The organism is Alteromonas sp. KS69 (assembly GCF_003989595.1).
GTDB lineage: Bacteria > Pseudomonadota > Gammaproteobacteria > Enterobacterales > Alteromonadaceae > Alteromonas > Alteromonas naphthalenivorans.
The window spans coordinates 24,357-45,174 of the sequence record NZ_PYHU01000010.1 but is presented as its reverse complement, the minus strand read 5'-3'; the positions used below and the strand labels follow the sequence as shown (position 1 = coordinate 45,174).

17 protein-coding genes are annotated in these 20,818 nt (G+C 45.1%); 3 read left to right on the top strand and 14 right to left on the bottom strand.

Annotation, left to right across the window (positions count from 1 at the left end; all coding sequences use genetic code 11):
* Positions 1-26: 26 nt before the first annotated feature.
* The 10 genes from C7Y69_RS08710 to C7Y69_RS08665 all read right to left on the bottom strand — a co-directional run bounded on the left by C7Y69_RS08710 (position 27) and on the right by C7Y69_RS08665 (position 14,950).
* Positions 27-893 carry an ABC transporter ATP-binding protein gene (locus C7Y69_RS08710; protein ID WP_126872439.1) on the bottom strand — a complete coding sequence of 289 codons (867 nt, stop codon included), beginning with the start codon at positions 891-893 and terminating at the stop codon, positions 27-29.
* A 15-nt stretch (positions 894-908) separates the two neighbouring features.
* On the bottom strand, positions 909-1,904 hold the full coding sequence (locus C7Y69_RS08705) for an ABC transporter permease (RefSeq protein WP_126872438.1): 996 nt from the start codon (positions 1,902-1,904) through the stop codon (positions 909-911).
* 36 nt (positions 1,905-1,940) lie between these two features.
* Complete coding sequence (locus C7Y69_RS08700) at positions 1,941-3,356, bottom strand: CmpA/NrtA family ABC transporter substrate-binding protein (protein ID WP_126872437.1); 1,416 nt, start codon at positions 3,354-3,356, stop codon at positions 1,941-1,943.
* 416 nt (positions 3,357-3,772) lie between these two features.
* The gene (locus C7Y69_RS08695) at positions 3,773-5,089 is read right to left on the bottom strand and encodes a methyl-accepting chemotaxis protein (RefSeq protein WP_126872436.1); all 1,317 of its coding nucleotides are present in this window, start codon (positions 5,087-5,089) and stop codon (positions 3,773-3,775) included.
* Positions 5,090-5,288: 199 nt separating this feature from the next.
* Positions 5,289-6,284, bottom strand: a complete 996-nt coding sequence (locus tag C7Y69_RS08690) for a glycosyl transferase family protein (RefSeq protein ID WP_126872435.1) — start codon at positions 6,282-6,284, stop codon at positions 5,289-5,291.
* The gene (cobA, locus tag C7Y69_RS08685) at positions 6,268-7,167 is read right to left on the bottom strand and encodes a uroporphyrinogen-III C-methyltransferase (RefSeq protein WP_126872434.1); all 900 of its coding nucleotides are present in this window, start codon (positions 7,165-7,167) and stop codon (positions 6,268-6,270) included. The genes C7Y69_RS08690 and cobA overlap by 17 nt, the downstream gene beginning before the upstream one ends.
* 123 nt (positions 7,168-7,290) lie before the next feature.
* Positions 7,291-10,080: a nitrate reductase gene (locus C7Y69_RS08680; RefSeq protein ID WP_126872433.1), complete on the bottom strand. Its 2,790-nt coding sequence runs from the start codon at positions 10,078-10,080 to the stop codon at positions 7,291-7,293.
* Positions 10,081-10,123: 43 nt separating this feature from the next.
* Positions 10,124-10,477, bottom strand: a complete 354-nt coding sequence (gene nirD / locus C7Y69_RS08675; RefSeq protein WP_013785469.1) for a nitrite reductase small subunit NirD — start codon at positions 10,475-10,477, stop codon at positions 10,124-10,126.
* Between the two features lie 14 nt (positions 10,478-10,491).
* Positions 10,492-13,041 (bottom strand): nitrite reductase large subunit NirB, encoded by a 2,550-nt coding sequence (nirB, locus tag C7Y69_RS08670; protein ID WP_126872432.1) that lies wholly within the window; start codon positions 13,039-13,041, stop codon positions 10,492-10,494.
* Between the two features lie 343 nt (positions 13,042-13,384).
* Complete coding sequence (locus C7Y69_RS08665) at positions 13,385-14,950, bottom strand: SulP family inorganic anion transporter (RefSeq protein ID WP_013785471.1); 1,566 nt, start codon at positions 14,948-14,950, stop codon at positions 13,385-13,387.
* 325 nt (positions 14,951-15,275) lie between these two features.
* On the opposite strand from C7Y69_RS08665, the gene C7Y69_RS08660 reads away from it, so the two are divergent.
* Both C7Y69_RS08660 and C7Y69_RS08655 read left to right on the top strand, forming a co-directional pair.
* Positions 15,276-15,560 (top strand): hypothetical protein, encoded by a 285-nt coding sequence (locus C7Y69_RS08660; protein ID WP_013785472.1) that lies wholly within the window; start codon positions 15,276-15,278, stop codon positions 15,558-15,560.
* A 247-nt stretch (positions 15,561-15,807) separates the two neighbouring features.
* Entirely contained in the window at positions 15,808-17,172 is a 1,365-nt protein-coding gene (locus tag C7Y69_RS08655; protein ID WP_126872431.1) for a nitrate regulatory protein, read from the top strand.
* On the opposite strand, the gene C7Y69_RS08650 is transcribed toward C7Y69_RS08655, so the two are convergent.
* The 4 genes from C7Y69_RS08650 to C7Y69_RS08635 form a co-directional block, all read right to left on the bottom strand.
* Positions 17,149-17,739 carry a nucleotidyltransferase family protein gene (locus tag C7Y69_RS08650; RefSeq protein ID WP_244360436.1) on the bottom strand — a complete coding sequence of 197 codons (591 nt, stop codon included), beginning with the start codon at positions 17,737-17,739 and terminating at the stop codon, positions 17,149-17,151. The two genes, C7Y69_RS08655 and C7Y69_RS08650, sit on opposite strands and share 24 nt — an antisense overlap.
* Positions 17,740-17,813: 74 nt before the next feature.
* Positions 17,814-18,494, bottom strand: a complete 681-nt coding sequence (locus tag C7Y69_RS08645; RefSeq protein WP_126872429.1) for a phosphatase PAP2 family protein — start codon at positions 18,492-18,494, stop codon at positions 17,814-17,816.
* Positions 18,495-18,585: 91 nt separating this feature from the next.
* Positions 18,586-18,900, bottom strand: coding sequence for a BolA family protein (locus tag C7Y69_RS08640; protein WP_013785476.1), 315 nt, complete (start codon positions 18,898-18,900; stop codon positions 18,586-18,588).
* 7 nt (positions 18,901-18,907) lie between these two features.
* Entirely contained in the window at positions 18,908-19,537 is a 630-nt protein-coding gene (locus C7Y69_RS08635; RefSeq protein WP_126872428.1) for an alpha-ketoglutarate-dependent dioxygenase AlkB family protein, read from the bottom strand.
* 30 nt (positions 19,538-19,567) lie between these two features.
* Here C7Y69_RS08635 and C7Y69_RS08630 point away from each other — a divergent pair, with 30 nt between their 5' ends.
* The gene (locus C7Y69_RS08630; RefSeq protein ID WP_126872427.1) at positions 19,568-20,794 is read left to right on the top strand and encodes a methyltransferase; all 1,227 of its coding nucleotides are present in this window, start codon (positions 19,568-19,570) and stop codon (positions 20,792-20,794) included.
* Positions 20,795-20,818: the final 24 nt, after the last annotated feature.

Sequence of the window (20,818 nt, the reverse complement as noted above, 5' to 3'; positions counted from 1 at the left end):
CTTTGAATCAGCGTTAAACGCCTAACTCAAGCTGCGTCGGATTTACTGTTCGCTTTTTTTGCAGAACCACCTCCAGCTTGGTTAGATTTGATATGGGAAGACACCGGCTCAATTTTTTTTTGTTTATCATACAAAAAGGTCAGCACTTCATGTCGGTAGTGGTTGTACTGAGGGTTGTCAGCCAGCTTAAGCCTGTCTCGGGGTCTAGGCAGCTCAATATCGAGGATTTCGCCTATAGTGGCAGCTGGGCCGTTATTCATCATCACTATTCTATCTGAAAGCAATACGGCTTCATCTACATCATGGGTGATCATAATCACTGTATTGCCTAAATCGGCATGGATTTCCATTAATGAGTCTTGCAGGTGCGCGCGGGTTAACGCATCTAGTGCCCCAAAGGGCTCATCCATGAGTAAGACTTTGGGTTCCATCGCTAATGCGCGAGCGATACCAACACGTTGCTTCATGCCACCAGATATCTCACTAGGTAATTTATCAAGAGCATGTGTCATATGCACAAGCTCTAAGTTGTGCATTATCCAATCTCGCATTTCTTTTTTAGACTTGCCACGCATGGTGTGCTTTACGGCCAATTCCACATTTTTATAAACGCTTAACCAAGGTAATAGCGAGTGGTTTTGAAAAACAACCGCACGCTCTGGCCCAGGCGTTTTCACTTCAGCACCATCGAGTATGACTCCGCCCGTGGTAGCTTGGTGTAAACCCGCCACAATATTAAGCACGGTTGATTTACCACAGCCCGAGTGACCGATTAATGAAACAAACTCACCTTTCGCAATTTTAAGGTTTACATCAGTAAGTGCCGTAAATGGGCCTTTCGGTGTAGGGAAATCGATGCCTACTTGTTCTAATTCCAAGTGTTTAGCTTGCATGTTCTTTCTCCTTAATTACCGTAATACGCTGGTTTTGTCCCAGCTCACTGCACGTTGAACCGACAGCATTATCCTGTCGAGTATGAAACCGATAGCGCCTATAGTGAGCACCGCTACCATGATGCGAGCCAAAGATTCTGAACTACCATTTTGAAATTCATCCCAGACGAACTTACCAAGACCTGGGTTTTGCGCCAGCATTTCTGCCGCAATCAATACCATCCAGCCGATGCCAAGTGACAGTCTTAACCCTGTGAAAATCATAGGAATAGAAGAAGGCAGAATGATTTTTGTTAAATGAGACATCGGCGTTAAACGCAGTACCTTGCTCACGTTAATCAAGTCTTTATCAATAGCAGACACACCCACCGCAGTGTTAATTAGCGTGGGCCAAAGGCAGCATAAAGATACCGTGAGTGCCGATGTTACAAATGACTTTGAAAACATAGGGTCGTCGCTAACATACAGCGCGCTCACGACCATAGTGACCAATGGTAACCATGCTAAAGGTGATACAGGTTTAAACAGTTGTATGAGCGGATTAATGGCCGCATAGGCTGACTTACTCAGCCCACATAAAATACCCACAGGTACAGCAATCACTGAGGCAATAAGAAACCCCACCATGACGGTGTAAAGACTTGTCCATATTTGATCAAAGAAGGTGGGTGAACCGGTATACTCACGAATTTTTGGTTCGTAAGTTGGGTCTTGTGCAACCCGAGCGGCGTTGCGCTCTTCTTGTCTGGAGTAAAACGCATTAGCGTTTTCTCGCTGTGCACTGTGCTCAGCAATAAGCGAACCTGCTTGCTCCCACACTTGAGCAGGACCAGGGAATTGCCCGAGTGAGGTATCAATACTTTTCGCCACACCATTCCAAACAGCGAGGAACATCAAAAGGCCAATAAGAGGCAATAATAAAGCGGGTGCTCGACTATAAACCGCCCCCATGGTACCGCTCATTGGTGACTTGGCTGGCGAAAAGCTTAATATATTTGCCATCTTACTCATGTTGTTCTCCGCTATTTGTGTATGACTGTGAAACTGTTAAAGAACAGTTTCACCCTTTAGCCCAATACCAAACTGCTCAAGATAAGCATTTGGCTTGCTACCGTCGTAGGTAACGCCGTCGATAAATTCAGATTGAGGTGGTTTAAAGCCAGTTTCAGTGGCAAACGCTGGGAAGTCCGTCGCTTTTGCTTTTCCTTCGGCAATAAGTGCTTTTGCAGCCATGGCGTAAACCTCTGGCTTATACACTTTACGTGCAGTCTCTTTATACCAATCGTCTGATTTAGGCTCTGAAATTTGTCCCCAGCGGCGCATTTGCGTTAAATACCAAATCGCATCACTGTAAAACGGGTAAGTGGCGTTATAACGGAAGAATACGTTGAAGTCTGGTACTTCACGCTTATCGCCTTTTTCATATTCGAAGGTGCCTGTCATGCTGTTAGCCAACACATCTTCATCGGCGCCAACATAGTTGCTTTTCGCTAATATTTTTACTGCTTCTGGGCGATTAGCATTGTCATTTTCATCTAACCACATGGCAGCTCGAATTAACGCTTTAACCACGCGAATATGTGTATTCGGGTACTTATCGGCCCACGCTTGGCTTACACCAAATACTTTCTCTGGGTTGTTTTTCCAAATTTCGTAATCGGTAATAACCGGCACACCAATACCTTTAAATACCGCCTGCTGGTTCCAAGGTTCGCCTACGCAATACCCATAGATAGTACCGGCTTCCATCGTAGCTGGCATTTGAGGAGGAGGGGTAACCGACAGCAAAGCTTCAGCATCAATCTGCCCAGCATTGTCACCTTTGTGTGGTGCATAGTAGCCTGGGTGAATACCACCGGCAGCAAGCCAGTATCGAAGCTCGTAGTTATGCGTCGATACAGGAAAAACCATACCCATGTTAAACGGCTTACCTGCATCACGGTATTCTTCAACCACTGGCTTTAAATAATCAGCTTTAATGGGGTGAACAGGTTTGCCGTCTTCTACCGGAATATGGGCTTTCATTTTTTCCCATATTTCGTTTGAAACAGTGATGCCATTACCATTTAGATCCATACTGAACGCTGTCACAACATGCGCTTCGGTACCAAAACCAATGGTTGCGCCAAGAGGTTGCCCTGCTAGCATGTGAGCGCCATCAAGTTGACCGTCAATGGTTCTATCAAGCAATACTTTCCAGTTTGCTTGGGCTTCTAAGGTGACATATAAACCTTCGTCTTCAAAAAAGCCTTTTTCATAAGCGATGGCCAATGGCGCCATGTCGGTCAGTTTGATAAAACCAAATTTTAATTCTTCTTTTTCTGGCCAACCCACTTTTTCATCGCTTTGAGCGCTAGCAAGTGGCGCGACTAAGGTAAAAGAAAGGGCTATCGCAGCGGTTAAGCCTGCTGTCATTTTTTTCTTTATTTGTTTGAGCATTGAAACGTTTTTAAACTTGGTCATTTATGTTTCCTTTAGCCAAAAAAAAACCCACCAGCGTAGACGAATAAACGTCGCGCTTGGTGGGCTTCGATGCCGAGCCTGTAATCATTAGTTAATGAGGTACAGGCGAACTTATTGTTTGGGTGTTAGTTGTTGCTACCAGTACTCAATGTACTTTTTTGTTTTGGTATTGCTTCATAGTATAACTGCCATTAATAAAGCAGAGTTCGTGCCAAAACCCTAACACACTGAAATAATAGGATTTAGCAAAAACACAAATGGTAATCATTCTTTTGCCTGAACAATAACAGTGCGTTTATTGCACTAGAAGTGTTCGATGCACGGCATAGGGATGGTTGATGCACAGCGGGAAGGAGAATAGAAACACGAGGGAGACACCACACTCCCCCTCAGTGCTTTATTTATCGTTTCAGGCTTTACAGCCGTTGGGTGAATTGACCAATGGCGTTTACGACTTCTGAGGAGCCATTTTGAATTTCGTTCATGACTTTGCCCGACTCAGTCGAGTACTCAAGCGCTTCTCTCGCTTTTTCCTGGCCCGCTTCAATAAGTTGCACCGCATTTTCGGTAAGCTTTCTGTTTTCATTTACCACACTGACAATTTCTTCAGTGGCAGTACTGGTTCTTGACGCAAGTTGGCGCACTTCATCAGCAACAACGGCAAAGCCTCTTCCTTGGTCGCCCGCTCTGGCGGCTTCAATTGCCGCATTCAACGCCAGTAAGTTGGTCTGATCGGCAATACCACTGATGCTTTTAACTAAATCAGCCACTTTTTGCGACTGTTCGTCGAGTTCGCGAATCCCCTCGCTAGCTGTTCCCATCTGCGAAGTGAGCTCCCCCATAATTCGCACCATACTACCCACTACCTCTTTACCTTTTTGGGCTTGCTCTCCCGTACCTTCCGATATATTGAAAGCAACATTAGCGGCCTCAGAAATAGCAAACTCTCTTTGCATTTGTTCTGTGATCGCTGTAGCAAATTTAACGACCTTATAAAGCACGCCTTGATCGTTCCTAATAGGGTTGTAGGAGGCTTCCAACCATACATCATTGCCTCGACTATCTACCCGCTTAAAACGGTCTGAAAACATTTTCCCTTGCGATAGGTCACTCCAAAATTGTCGATACTCTGGTGTGTCGACTTCATCTGCTGGGCAAAATATTTTGTGATGCTTTCCAAGAATTTGCTCTAATGAGTAGCCCATCGTAGATAAAAAGTTGTCATTGGCTTTAAGAATTTTGCCTGTCAGATCAAACTCAATTACCGCGATGGAACGGTTTAATGCAGCCAGCATATCGTTCATTTCACGACTTTTATTAATATTTTTGGTTTGCTCTGCCATGTACAGCGCGATGCGTTCTACACCACCGGATTCGTTAGTAATTGGCTGCAATATACCTCTGAACCAGCGGTCTTCACCATTAGCATTAGCAAGGTTTATCGCACCGTGCCAATGCTGTGCTTGCTTAATCGCGGCAATAAACTCTTTCGTGGCGGACTGCCCCATCACTCCCTGAGGAATGAGGCTATCCATGGTTTTTCCATCAAGTGCATTAGATGAAAAATCTATTGCATCTGAAAAGCTGTCGTTCACTCTACTGATTTTGCCGTTTCTATCCAATTCGACATAAAGCATTTCAGCCCTAAGTTCACTTTCCACTGTATGAAACGATTCAACATCTTTGCGTAAACGCTCTACTTCTTCTAACAATTGCTTATTCTTAAAAAACATCCCGTGCTCCTCGACGTTCGGGCATAGCATCTCGCTCACACAAACTTCCCATAACGTTTATGAGAGCAAGCGAGGATGCAAAGTCGTTATTGCCTTACTTGGCTGATCTAAAGATAGCAGAGGATTTACAAGTTACTTAATTATTAGAAGAATTTGGAAATAATTTGATTCTAAGACAACAGCATTAACTTCAAATGGCCTAATACTGAGTGAAGGGTAACGCGGTTTTATCTCGTTTTGCCCACATTTGTGTGGCAAGCGTATTCGCTTCATCTACGTCATACCCTTCAAGTAAGATAAGGTAACTCACTAGGGTTGCGTGAATGGCTTGTTCCCCATAAAGATGCGAAGTCTCACCTCGCCAAACCGCGAGCATATCGTTCACGTTCATTTGCGTATCTTTGAGGGCCATTTTTTCTGTCAACTCTGGAAGAATAATTTCTTCGGTACTTCCATTGCGCGTGACATAGAGTTCGGTTTTTCGTTCACTGTTTACTTCCGGATCTCCTCCATCGCCTCGAAAGCACAGCGCTTCGAACGCAGGAAAACTTTCATTCACACGACAATGTTTATGATCAAGGTGCATGTGATAGACACCCTGCACACAATAGGGAGCTGACGTCGGGTTCAGCAAGCGCGCCAAGGTATTTGCACATGAGCGTAACCCAAATACTTCACGTAATTTTATGATGGTATTAAGCGCTGGCAATAAGTGCGACAGGTCGAGGTAGGTAACACCAAACTCACCCATTTGGCGAGAGGCATCGGCAATACTATTTACTTCTTCAAGCCCCAAAGCAGGTAAAGCTTTGCTAGCGTATAACCGACCAGAGCCTGGCTCATGGGCGCCGTGTAGCATAATGGTGTAATTATTTTTAGCCAGTACCGCGCACGATAACAGATACCAGGGTAACTGGCGGCGCTTACCGGCATAACAGCCCACATCTAACGTGGGTGTTAAGTTAGCAAGTTCAGGTTCTAGTAATTCACGGCATGCATCAATAAACCCAATGACTTCTTCTGGGGTTTCTTCTCGCGTACGCAAGAGCATTAAAAACGCACCACGTTGATCGCCGGTAACCTGATTAGACAAAACCATCTTCATAGACTCGTAAGCTTCTTGGCGGGTAAGACTGCGCCCCCCTTTTTGGCCCTTGCCGATGATTTTTATATAGTTGCTAAATTGCTGAGACATGCTGCTTATTGTGTAAAAGTGATGTATTGACGAGTTGTCGTGACTCTACCACCTTTCCAAAAATAAGTAACGTAGGACCACTAACATTCGCATGAGATACCTGCTCACTAATTGAACTCAAGGTACCTTCAATAACACGTTGCTGAGGACTTGTAGCATTTTCTACCGCGGCAACAGGCCAATCATCTGCAATACCTTGTTTCTTTAGCTCTTCACATAACGTAGATAAACGACTTAATCCCATGTAAACCACCACGGTTTGAGAGGCTACGTTTTTTGCCAACTGGGGCATATCGGGCCATGCTTCAGGATTTTGAAAATGGGCAGTAATAAAACTTACTGACTGCGCACAGCGTCTATCCGTTAGCGGGATACCTGTGTAAGCAGACATGCCTGAGGCCGCCGTAATGCCAGGTACAATAGCAAAAGGAATATTTGCTTCTGTCAGTGCCATGGTTTCTTCGCAAGTTCTAGCAAACAACGCAGGGTCGCCACCTTTAAGTCGCACCACACAATGACCGGCCTTCGCTAGCTCAACCACCTTCGCGCTAATCTCTTGCTGCTTCATACTGTGCTGACCACATCGTTTACCCACATATTCACGTTTCACATGACGGGGAATTTCAGCAATAACATCTTTGCCCACTAATGCGTCAAACAAAACAATATCAGCTTGTTTGATTAATCTAAGCGCCTTAAGGGTGAGTAATTCAACATCGCCTGGGCCAGCCCCAACAATGTACACTTTGCCCTCTTTTTTGCTACGTGGCGCGCTTTTTCCGTTGCCTAACCATCCACTTAAAAAACCTGATGTAGAGTGACGAGCAGGTTGCGATAATGCATCGCGAAACAACAGCCCAAAGGTGTTAAACAAAGTGTTCATGATAATCTCTCCAGAGCAAGGTTCGTCGTCGCTCTTGTGTTAGTCACGTTCATGCAAAATGCTATGCCAGTAGCATTCTTGATAGTAATCTGCGTAGCTTTCTTATCAGCCACCCGCTTGGTGTTAACTTTCACGAGCGACGTCTTCTACTGTGGTAGCATGTTCGTTAATTAATGTTGCTAAAGCCGGTTTGCAGGAGCCGCAGTTTGTGCCGCACTTTAACGTATCGCCCAATGCAGAAACTGATGAGCACCCGTCTACTATTGCTTTGCTAATGGTTTTTTCCCTTACAGAAAAACAGCTGCAAACCACAGGGCCATTTAAAAATTCTTCGTCAACGTCACAACGTAAAAAGTTAGCCAGTTTTTCAGGGTTGAAACTTTGCGTTAATGCACTGTCTACCCATGAATTTGGCACATCATACTTTGGCTTCGTACTGGGGCTTTGCACACCAAAAAACGCCATAAAACAAAACGAATCTTCATATGTACAAATAAGCACTTGGCTGTCGGCGGTTTTGTGTTGATAGCACACCCAATTTTTAGGTAGTTTTTCTAGCAACCCTTTTATTACCGCTTGCGATTCAAGTTGGCTGGCAATAGATACGCCCAGCCCATTATCAATTAAATATTTAGCCCAGTAGCCGTTATTGCTTTCCACTACCTCGTTCAGCACCTTTACGATATCCCATTCGCCATGTGCCGCTTGAACGTCATCACTAATATAGAGCTTTCCGTAGCTTGAAAAGTTGAGGGGCGTAATCGATACCGCACCATGCTTAAGTTCTGGCTGCCCTGAAATAGGGTCGGTCGCGGGCGCATAAAGTTTTGCCAACTTACTGTGCGAACCCCACTCCCCAGACCAATGAATAGGGACGAATACATCGCCTTGGCGCTGACGTTTATCAATTTGCACAGGGAAAATACAGGGTGTTTCGCCGCTCACTTTACTGCTAAGCGTGACATAGTCGTTCGTTGAAACACCCAATGCTTTTGCATCTTCGGGATGAATATAAACATTAGCGTGGTCAGTATGAGCATGGAGTACCGGCGCTTTGCCTGTTCGTGTCATGGTGTGCCACTGATCACGCATTCGCCCACTATTAAGCACAAAAGGAAATGCATTCGAGGTAACTTGAGTGGGAGGTAAGAATCGCACTGCAACAAAATTTGCTTTGCCCGACGGGGTAGAAAACACTTTGTTATAAAAGGGGCGAACAGGTGCAAGTGTCTGGTCGCTGTTGGTAATAAGTGGCCATTGCACAGGCGCCATTGCATCATATTGAGCCTGAGACTTCCCGGTTAAAGGGGCAAGATTGAGCAATCGCGCGCCGTCGTTTTTGTATGCGGTCAAACGGGCATGTTCATCAAATATTTCGCTAGGGTGAGAGTAAGAAAACTCGCTGGCAAAGCCCATTTTATCGGCTACATCACACATGATTTGCCAATCATGTTTGGCTTCACCTGGAGGCGGCATGATGCCTCGTTGACGGGAAATTCTGCGCTCGGAATTCGTTACAGTACCGTCTTTTTCAGACCATCCTGTTGCAGGCAATGCAATATCAGCAAAGGCAAGGGTATCGTTACTTTGTACAATATCTGACACCACCACCATATCGCATTTTTTAAGCGCCGATTCAACTTGCTCCCGATAAGGCATACTCACTACAGGGTTCGTGCCCATTATCCACACAAACTTGATTTGCCCTGCATCCATAGCTGAAAACAAGTCTACCGCTTTTAATCCGCCGCACTCTGGCATAGCCGGAGACTGCCAAAACGCTTTTACATTTTCACGGTGCTCAGGGTTTTCAATATCACAGTGGGCCGCCAGCATATTGGCTAACCCCCCCACTTCTCTGCCCCCCATGGCATTTGGCTGACCGGTTATAGAAAAAGGACCACAACCTGGTTTGCCAATAAAATCCAATGCCAAGTGACAATTAATAATGGCGTTAGCTTTATCTACCCCAGCTGAAGATTGGTTAACCCCCATGGAATAGAATGTAACTGCAGTGTCAGCATTGATAAACCAATCATAAAAGGTGTTTAAATCCGCCTCATTTAAACCGCACAGACTAGCCACGTCTTTAGCATCAATAGTGTTAGCACTTGTGATGGCGTCATTTAACCCTTGGGTAAACTCACCAATCGCAGCTTCATCTATTGCCCCATTGTTGTGAGCAAATTGAAGTAACCCATTAAACAACGCAACGTCGCTGCCTGCTTTTAGCGGTAAATGTAAGTCTGCAATTGTGCAGGTCTCAGTTTCTCGCGGGTCAATTACCACCACCTTCATATCAGGATTGCACAGCTTAGCCCTTTGAATGCGCTGGAATAATACGGGGTGTGCCCACGCGGTGTTGCTGCCTGTAAGCACCAATAGTGAAGTACATTCTAAATCGGTGTAATCACAAGGCACCACATCCTCGCCAAACGCACGTTTATAACCTGCAACGGCAGAAGACATACAAAGCCGTGAATTTGTGTCTATGTTGGCGCTGCCAATAAACCCTTTCATGAGCTTATTAGCAACATAATAATCTTCGGTCAGTAGTTGCCCTGACACATAAAACGCAACGGCATCCGGCCCATGTTCAGCAATAGTCTGAGTGATTTTATCAGCCACCGCGCGGGTAGCCGTGTCCCAATCTACCTTTGCACCTGCCATGGTTGGGTGAAGCAAACGGCCGCTAAGATCGTTTGTTTCGAGCAGGTTTGTGCCTTTTACACACAGACGACCATAATTGGCCGGATGCTCGGGCGTACCAGTAACCTTGTCCAGGGAGGTAATACGCCCGCTAACGTTGCAACTGATATCTACACCACAACCCACACCACAATAAGGACAGGTGGTTTGCTTTTGCCGTAGTAATGGTTCCAGCATAGTGGTTTTTGGTGTAGCCATATTCATGGATAAACTCTCTTAATAAACAAAAACAACATAGAAAAGTGGGTTAGACAGCAACGAGTATTCGCTCACCTTCCACTTTCACATCATACGCCACTACGCTTACGTCATCACGTTCAATACACTTGCCTGTGGCCAACACGTAGTGCTCTTTATAAAGGGGCGATGCCACCACGACATCATCAGCTATAGAACCTATAAGGCCGCGATATAGCACGTTTGCCTTACCGATAGGGTCCCAGTTGCTAATGGCGTAAAGGAATTGCTCACCACCTCTCATCACACTAAACAGTGCCACTTGCTGACCTTCTACAAGTGCACAAACACCGCTGTTTGTTACCACTTCATCAATGCCACACACATCATGCCAAAGGGGCGCCACTTCTGTATTTGCTGTCATCAGTTTATTCCTTATTAAATTACGTCAACCGCAATGAGGTTGTCGGCACCTTTAGATTTCTCTAATTCAGTGGCAGGCCTAACTTGACCTCGCTCAGAAACAAACTGAATGTTTGTGTCGGTGCCATCTGTGTTAACGAATTGACGGAAACGTTTACGCGAGGCTTCGCTTTCAAGCGTGGTTTTCCACTCACACTGATAAGCACCAACCACGGTTTCCATTTGGGCTTCTAAATCAGCGTTAATATTTAGCGAGTCATTCATGACAACATCTTGCAGGTAAGCTAAGCCCCCTTCTAAGTTGTCCATCCATACCGATGTACGCTGAAGTCTATCGGCGGTGCGTACATAAAACATCAATACGCGGTCGATGTACTTAACCAGTGTTTCTGTATCTAAATCGGTAGCGAATAAATCGGCATGGCGAGGCTTCATACCGCCGTTTCCGCACACATATAAATTCCAGCCATTTTCGGTGGCAATAACACCAATATCTTTACTTTGAGCTTCTGCACATTCCCGCGTACAGCCGGACACGCCAAATTTAATCTTGTGCGGCGCACGTAAGCCCTTATAACGGTTCTCTAAATCGATGGCGGTTTTCACCGAATCTTGAACGCCGTAGCGACACCAAGTGCTGCCCACACAAGACTTCACCGTACGAAGGGCTTTAGCGTATGCATGCCCTGTTTCAAAGCCGCCTTTGACAAGGGCTTCCCAAATATCAGGAAGTTGATCGACCCGTGCGCCAAACAAATCAATACGCTGACCGCCAGTGATTTTGGTATACAGGCTGTATTTCTTGGCAACTTCGCCTAATAAAATTAGCTTTTCTGGCGTAATTTCTCCCCCCGCCACGCGAGGAACCACAGAGTAAGTGCCATCTTTTTGCATGTTTCCAAGATAGATATCGTTGGTATCTTGAAGAGGTAAATGCTCTTGTTTAAGTACGTAATCGTTATACACAGACGCTAAAATAGAGCCTGCTGCTGGCTTACATATTTCACAACCAAGACCGGTACCATGCTTGTCGAGCAATTCATCAAAAGAGGTGATGCCGTTCACTTTTACAATATGGAATAGTTCTTGGCGGGTATGGTTGAAATGTTCACATATGGCTTTTGAGACTTCGACACCGCGCTTTTCAAGCTCGCTATCAACCACGTTTTTAAGCAGAGCAGTACATCCACCACAACCCGTGCTGGCTTTTGTACAGCTTTTTACGTCGCTAAGGCTGCAGCAGCCTTCGTCGATAGCCGATACAATGTCGCTTTTGGCCACGTTGTGACAAGAGCAAATTGTGGCGGTATCTGGCAGTGCATCAGCCCCTAATGCTGGCGCAGCCCCTGCACTTGGCAAAATAAGAGTTTCAGGATTTTCCGGCAAATCAATGCCGTTTAAGGCGTATTGCAACAAGGTGTCGTAGTCACTCGTATCACCCACTAACACGGCACCCAACACTTTTTGTTGGCTTTCATCTACCACCAACTTCTTGTACACGCCTTCTGGCTGATTAAAGTAGGTGTAGCTTTGTGCGCCAGTGGTACGCTCATGCGCGTCACCAATAGAGCCCACTTCCACGCCCATCAACTTAAGCTTTGTGCTCATGTCGGCGCCAGTGAATACGGTATCACCACCTGCTAGTGCGCTTACTGCGGCACGAGCCATGGTGTAACCTGGTGCAACCAAACCAAATATGCGGTTTTGCCACAGTGCACATTCGCCCACGGCGAAAATATCAGGGTCGGACGTTAAACAATTATCATCAACCACAATGCCGCCACGTTCACCAAGGGCTAGCATGGATTTTCTGGCGAGTTGATCTGATGGGCGAATACCCGCTGAAAACAGCACCATATCGGTTTCAAGAAAAGTACCGTCGGCAAATACCATGCGATAGCGTGATTGCTCACCGGCTTCGATAACCTGTGTTGCTTTCTGGGTATGTACGGTTACCCCTAACGATTCAATTTTACTGCGAAGTACGTCACCGCCGGTTTCGTCTAACTGCACAGCCATAAGCTGAGGCGCAAATTCCACCACGTGGGTTTCAAGGCCTGCTTCTTTTAACGCGTTTGCCGCTTCAAGCCCTAATAAACCGCCACCCACTACCACACCCACTTTGCTTTCGCGGGCAGAGTTCTCAATCGCAATCAGGTCATCAATAGTGCGATACACTAAACAGTGCTCTTGGTCGTTTCCTGGGATAGGCGGAACGAATGGGTAAGAGCCAGTGGCCAGTACCAACTTATCGTAAGGAAATACCTGACCATCTTCCGTTAACGCCTTTTTCTCGTCGCGCAGCAAGTCAGTCACTATGGCGTTTGTCACCACATTAACGCCCCACTCACGATATACATCAGCGGTTGTTAGGGCTAAGTCATCTGCGCTAGCACCACTAAAGTAAGAGGACAAATGTACTCTATCGTAGGCCAGTCTCGACTCACCGCACAGTACGGTGATGTCAACGTTATCGCTGCTTTGATGAAGCTGTTCAACAAAATGGTGCCCTACCATTCCGTTTCCAACGACGAGAATTCGCGTTTTAGATGCCAAAGATGTCATGGTCTCTCCCCTTTATTCGGGACAAAAAAAAGCCCGCACCAACTTTCGTTGTTGCGGGCTTCGTTGCCTATCAAGCGCTACGAGTGATCATAGCTATCAAATTTTTATGAGCTAGGTTGCTCTAAACATACACACACAATTTTTCACACAAAAAAGTATATCCAATATTAGTGCCATGTCATTACTAGCCTGTTTTATATAGATTTATTCAAAAAACAGGCTTTTCGAACCACCTTAATTTGCACCAAACAAAAGCATTTGCGATTTCATTTGGTGCATCTAAGCGCTCTCTCGTATTGGTAATCTGCCTCAGTAGCGACACCAAGGCAATAACCAGCAGCGGTTAAGCTAGCTTATCGGTAGCAACCCGGTAACGTGGATCTTCATTCACGTTAATTTCTACGAACTTATCAGCTTTACGCAATAAGTTGCGACACTCATCACTAATATGACGAATATGCAGTTTCTTACCTTGTTGTTCGTATTTATCAGCTAACGTATCTAAGGCATCTATACCCGATGAGTCCCAAATTCGCGATTCTTTAAAGTCGATAACCACATGCTCTGGGTCATTGGCAATATCAAATAAGTCTTTGAAATGACTAACAGAGCCGAAGAACAGTGGCCCTTCTAAATCATAGACTTTCCAATCATCACTATCGATGTGACTTTTAACCTCAATATGGCGTGCATGCTTCCATGCAAATACCAAGGCAGAAACGATAACACCCACCACTACTGCAATCGCTAGGTCAGCTATAACCGTTACCGCGGTAACTAAAAACAGAACAAAAGCGTCTTCTTTGTTTACACCACGAATAATGCGGAACGATGCCCATTCAAAGGTAGCGATAACCACCACGAACATTACGCCAACTAACGCGGCTAGCGGGATCATTTCAATCAATGGTGCAGCGAAAAGGATAAAGGCAAGAAGTACCAAAGCAGCAGTAATTCCTGATAAACGACCACGACCACCAGAGTTAATGTTGATCATGCTTTGTCCAATCATGGCACAACCGCCCATGCCGCCGAAAAAGCCATTCACTGTGTTCGCCACGCCCTGACCAACACATTCTTTGTTGCCACGACCGCGGGTATCTGTCATTTCATCAATAAGTGATAAGGTCAGTAATGACTCAATCAAACCAACCAAACATAAAATGATTGAAGTAGGCAGAACAATCATCACTGTTTCCCAGGTAAATGGCACCATAGGGATAGCAAATGTAGGCAACTCACCGGCAAGTGTAGCAGTGGCCTTTTGCGCTTCAGGTAATAAATCACGCACAAAATCGATTACCGTACGCGCTTCTAAATCGAGACCGTGTACCATAGCCGTTACCGTAACAATAGCCACCAAAGACGCCGGTACCGCTGTGGTTAACTTAGGCAGTAAGTAGATAATCGCCATGGTCAGTGCAACCAATCCAAGCATCCAGTACAACATGGTTCCTTGCATCCACTCCAGCTGACCAAACGCATTAACCACTTTAAATTGCCCTAGTTGAGCAAGGAAAATAACAATCGCTAGGCCGTTTACAAACCCCAGCATAACAGGGTAAGGCACCAATCGGATAAACTTACCAAGCTTGAATATACCGCAGAGTATTTGCAGTAGACCGGCTAAAATAACAGCGGCAAACAGATATTGAACACCATGCTGTGCTACTAGAGCCACCATGACCACGGCCATCGCACCTGTCGCACCAGAAATCATTCCTGGACGTCCACCAATGGCCGACGTAATAAGTCCCATCATAAAGGCGGCATACAACCCAATCATGGGCTCAACACCAGCAACAAATGCAAAAGCAACCGCTTCTGGTACCAGTGCAAGTGCAACGGTAATACCAGAAAGCACGTCATTTTTTACATTACTATCTCGATTAGTAATTAAATCAAACATGTTTTCTCAGGAGTCTAGAGGTTTTAGGGGGCGTGCGTTAACAGTACAGCTGTGAATACTGTAGATCACTGTCATGCACAATTTTTGTGTGCGATTCTACCACCATTAATGCTTAAAATCTTTTAATAGAATGTTAATCGTACGGCGGATTTTAAGCTGACAAGGCTGGCTTTCCATGGCATCGTAATAAGCTTAGTTTTTCCTAACAATTGATTCGTCGTTTATTGTCATTGGCGCTCTCAATTGTATTCACACTAATTTTTCAATCTAGGTTACTGATACTTTTGGCAACGAGGTGTATTTAACCAACCGATAAGGAGTGGAAGTGGTCCCTTATTTACTCACTATTTTATGCGTGCTAGTGGCAGGCGCTATTCATTGGGCATTTCCAAAAACCTTTTGGAAATCTACGCTAATGTCTACTGCAGTCATTTTGCTATTTTCTATCGCCGCATTATTTATCTTCAAAGCATCTGGCATGCTAATGACGGAAGCCGGTGAAGACCCTGACTTTTCAGGCAAATTATTGATGATTACTGCGTTAATGTCTTTTTTCGGGCTTCTTATTTCTATTTTTGTCGGCTGGTTTCTTCGAGTTGTAAGAGCGTAATAGCAAATATTGAAGTAGGTGCAAGTTTAAGCCCCTCTTAACTTGCACCGTTATTGAGCATAGACCGCGGTACGCGCATTAACGGCTATAGATGCCTGCTCAAAAAAACACCTTCACCATCGCCCCATAAGAATAAATAAGCAAAGAAAAACAAACACTTAAATAAACATGTTAAAGAGTGATACGTTCAGGCATACGCATTGCTTTTATAAAGTATTCCTTAAGTTCGCTAATTCCATAACGTATCATGCAAACAAACCATGAAATAACGGCCACTACGCATTATAGCGATGCCACTAAGCGCTTCTTGCTCGCCGCGAAACGAGCTGAAATCACGGTGCTTGAGCAGTTATCCAGCAACTGCCGCATTGTTATTTCCGTTCGAAATATGGTGCATGCTCTGCAGCGAGAACGTGGTGCCACCAACATTTATTTAGCGTCTAAAGGCGATAGGTTTGCAGGGCAACGTGCCACCCATATTGAAGCAAGCTGTGAAGCAGAGTCGATGTTGCGCAGCCAACTTAAATCACTGTATTTAACCGATAGCCATGACACGGCTAACCCTCGCTTGTTAAGCAGCATTACTTTAGCCCTTCAAGGTATTGATTACCTGCCCGTACTTCGTGAACAAGCGAAAAACCTAACCCTTTCACCGTTAGATTCCACCCGCGCTTATTGCCGCTTAGTAGCAGGGTTACTTACTGTAATTTTTGAAGCGGCAGATATTGCAAGCGATCCCGTCATTACCCGCCTTTTAGTTGCACTATTTAACTTTATGCAGGGGAAAGAATATGCGGGGCAAGAACGTGCATGGGGTGCTATTGGCTTCGCAGAGACGCATTTTGACAAGCGCTTGTGTGACAAGCTCAGCGCACTACAACACGCCCAGCAGCATCACTTTACCGTGTTTAATGAATTCGCCCGCACCTGCCACAAAGAGGCTTATGAGCTATTAGATGACAGCCCCGCGGCGCACGATATTAGTCAATTGCGCAAAATGATTGCGCAGCTTGCTGATGGTAGCCCCATTGCGGCTGAAATTAGTGAAGTATGGTTCGATGTGGCCACACGTCGTATTGATGCCATGCAAGAAATTGAGAATAAACTGACCGACAGCTTAACGAAAGAAGCGCAAACTAAAGTAAGCAATGCGCATCATGAAATGAAAAATCATCAGCGGTTAATTGAAAGCTTTACCGATGAACACGCACAAGATGGCTCCCCCCTCACAATGCTATTCGACCCTAGCATGCCAGGTTTAGTGGAAGACAGTGATCTCTCGCTACTACAACATGATATGACGGGTTCGGGTAAAAACACTGATATTAGCGAACAAACACAAACCCTGTCTGCACATCGCTCATTTTACGATTTATTGCGAGGACAAGCTCAGTATATTGAAGACATGAGCCGTGAGTTAGATGAAGCCAAACGCGCCATTACCGAGCACAAGTTGGTGGATAGAGCCAAACTTATTCTGATGCAGCAATTTCAATTAAATGAAAATGATGCGTACCGAAAACTACAAAAGCAGGCCATGAATGAGCATAAAAAGCTGACCGATATAGCCGCTACCGTGGTTGAAATATCAAATAGAGCTAACCAACGCTGAACTCAACGTAAGTTGCGGCCACGTTACCAGCCAATTTTTCGTGTGTACCCGCTGAGTAAATACATCGGCTCTAGGGTGGCGGGGGTTTATCGAAATCGTACCGGCAAAATTACGTGATAGCCCATAGGGTGCAAGCATATCAAACTTATCGCCCTCTTCATTTGGGCAAAGCCTAATAGCCACACAGGTTTCTTGTTCTATCCAATAGCTAATCGCTTCTTCACAGTCTTTATACGCGTTGTGACCGTGCTTCACATGCATACGTGCCTGATTCTTCACTTGCCAGAGTGCTGAAGGTACTTGCTCAGACAGCGCATTTTCTATGTGGAGCTCTGATTTTTTTGAGGTATCTGATGGGTTGTAGTAGATAACATCGATGTCGTTTAACGGCGTAGGTTTCTTAAAGCCGTGAAGCTCATCCCATATGGCATTACGTAAAAATCCCGCCGCTAAATACCCTTGGGGCAACTTTAGCGATTTTAATGCGTTCAAGCACTGCATGCGGTAAAGATCTTCGGTTAGCATGCGGCTAACCGATAATCTAGCATCGCTTTCTGCGTTCGTCATAATAGAAGCCATTTTTTTGTAAAAGCTAATTTCATGAGGCTAATTTGAGAAGGCCAATATATGAAAGCTAAGGGTTATTTCGAATGATCAGAACGAATGCGTAAATTCCTTTGCCATTTAATCACGTAGAAACTAAATGCGGCTATCGCCCCGCCTCCTAGCCACCCCGCTATTACGTCTGTCGGCCAATGCACACCAAGCTGCACACGACTCAAACCAATAACAAATACCAATAGCGTAGTCAGAGAATATACCCATATTTTCAATTTAATTTCTGTAATAGAAAAACAAAAAAGCCTCGCTATACAGAAGTAAACAAGGGTAGACATCATGGCATGAGCAGAGGGAAAGCTTTGCGTTAATACGGTAACTTGATGGCCAGACAGCGGCGGCCTAGGACGGTCTATACCCGCTTTAAGCACAAAGGTAATCACTAAACCTGCAGCGACCGCCATTAATAGCGTAAGTGCTTTTTTTGGATGCCCAGTCAATTTCAAAAAACCAGCAACGGCAAGTGAAAAAAAGATAAGTACTTCATTACTGCCAAGCGCAGTGAAATTTTCAAAGAAGCGTTGAATCACCCCTGGCATATCGTCCCACACCAACATTTCAATGACGGCGTTGTCAAAAGGGGCTAATACTTCCATAGTGGCAAATAGCATTAGCAGCAAAAAACCTCCGCCTAATAACACCACCTGCACCGTAGGTGTTTTTACTATTTGCAAATACGCGTTAACCGAACTTCTTACTTCCATGTTACGTAGCGCTCCTATTGGGGCTATAGAAAATTAAAATGAATACTTAATCAAGTTCTTAATTGAAAAATGAAGCGACTATAAAAACGCGTTATGACTTACTGCCACCTAAACAGGCTGGCGATGTGAGCGCTTCGCCACCACGGGCCACCCACTCTGTTGGGGTATAAGTATGTAATGCTAGCGCATGTACGGGCCCTTTCAAGGCTTCATCGACCAACGTATTAATTTCGCGATGACGGGCAATTAAACGTTTGCCTTCAAAGGCATCAGTAACGACGGTGACCTTGAAATGGCTTTGTGCACCGTCAGGCACATTGTGCATAAAGCTCTCGTCTTCCACGTTCAACAACGCAGGCGAAAGCGCGCTTGTTAGGGTTGATTCTATAAATTCTTTAACATTCATATGAAAACTACTTTGTTGAAATTAAGTGCCGGAAAGTAAGGTTAATTCTACCACCGATATGTTTAGTCGTCTTAGCAATACCGTGCAGATAATGCGATTGAGTGGTTTCCCCCATGACTAATAAACTTCCGTGCTCCAATATTTGGGTAAAACGGGCGCCAGTTTCTTTGTGTTTAAACACAAAAGGGCGAGACTCACCAAAAGTGACCGACGCTACCACGGGATTAGGTCCGAGTTCAGGCTCATCATCAGCATGCATACTCATGCTGTCTTGCCCATGTCGATACCAGTTTGCCAGCACACTGTTGAAGGGTATATCACAAACCTCGATGCATTTATCTCGAATGACCGCTAGTTCAGGGGTCCAAGGTTGTGGTGCAAGCTTAATACCCGAATATTTATAAAGACACTCAGGATCACCTTGCCAAGCCTGTAATCTAGGCACGTCGAGGTATTTTCCATACATACGAATGGTATCTTGTCGCCACGGCAAAGTGCTTTCAAACACGCCTTGGTAGTCATTCGCTTGCTCTGAGCTAATCCATTGCGGATAATAGCGCACCTCAGCTTCTGGCAACGGTAGCGTAATGGGTGAGTTTTTCGCTGCTTTCGCGTCAGTAAAAAGTGGTAATTGCATAACACCCCGATAACTTTAGACAAGAAAATAATGAATACAGAATTTTCAATGGCAGAGCGCCAGTTTACCTTAATACGCTACCCTGAAAAACATCAGCATAAAAGCCTACAAGCGTGGGATAGTGCCGATGAGCTGCTTATTGAGCATGTGGAAGCGCACCTTGAAGCGCTTGTTGAAACTCAAACTGAAACATCCTCTACCTTGGGGCCCATACTCATTTTTAATGATGACTTTAGTACCCTTGGATGTTGGTTTACGCAGTATAATCCTATTTGGATTTCAGATTCGTATATTAGCTTGCGATCATTACAAGAAAACCTAAGGCGTAACCATTTGAAACCGGTTATTGATGAGGCTGGCGCACTAACGTCACCCGTAACCAGTTTAACCAGTGTTGAAAGCCTTACTTTCATGCCAGAGAATGCCCCCAGCGTTATCATGCTGAAAGTACCTCGCACACTGGCGTTACTTGAACAACAGCTTATCGATATTAAACGCTATGCTGCGCCTGGTACGCATATTGTGGCGGCAGGTAAAATAAAAGCCGTGACCAAGTCGGTATCCGCCTTGTTTGAGAAAATCATTGGCCCTGCTAAAACCTCTTTGGCAAAGAAAAAATCGCGATTGGTTTTTAGTACCCTTGATGAAAAAATTTCACCTATCCCTTCGCCTTATCCTGAAACATGGGAATGCAAAGGCGCCACAGGCCAAACCTTCGTATTAAAAAACCACGCAAATGTATTTTCTCGTCAGTCATTAGATATTGGTGCCCGTTTAATGCTTGAGCATATGACCGTAAGTGCTAACGAAACCGTGGTCGATTTAGGCTGCGGCAATGGAATATTAGGCGTAAACGCTTTAGCCTTGGCAGGCGACTGCAAGGTCATATTTATTGATGAGTCTTTTATGGCAGTGGAGAGTGCGCGATTAAACGTACTTGAGAATTTCCCAGACAAAATCGACCAGTGTGAGTTTATTGCCAGTAATTGCCTTGAAAGCTTGCTAGAAAAGCAACAATCGCCTTGGGTAACCAAGATATTGTGCAACCCCCCTTTCCATCAACAAAATGCCATTACCGACCATATTGCATGGCAAATGTTTAACGATTCAAAACACGCGTTAGTAAAAGGTGGCCAGTTAGTGGTGGTTGGAAACAGGCATCTTGAACATCACGTTAAACTTAAACGCATGTTTGGTGGTTCAGACGTGCTGGCAAGCGACAAAAAATTTGTTATTTTGGGCACAGCTAAACGATAAGGAATGTACATGTTAAAACCGCTT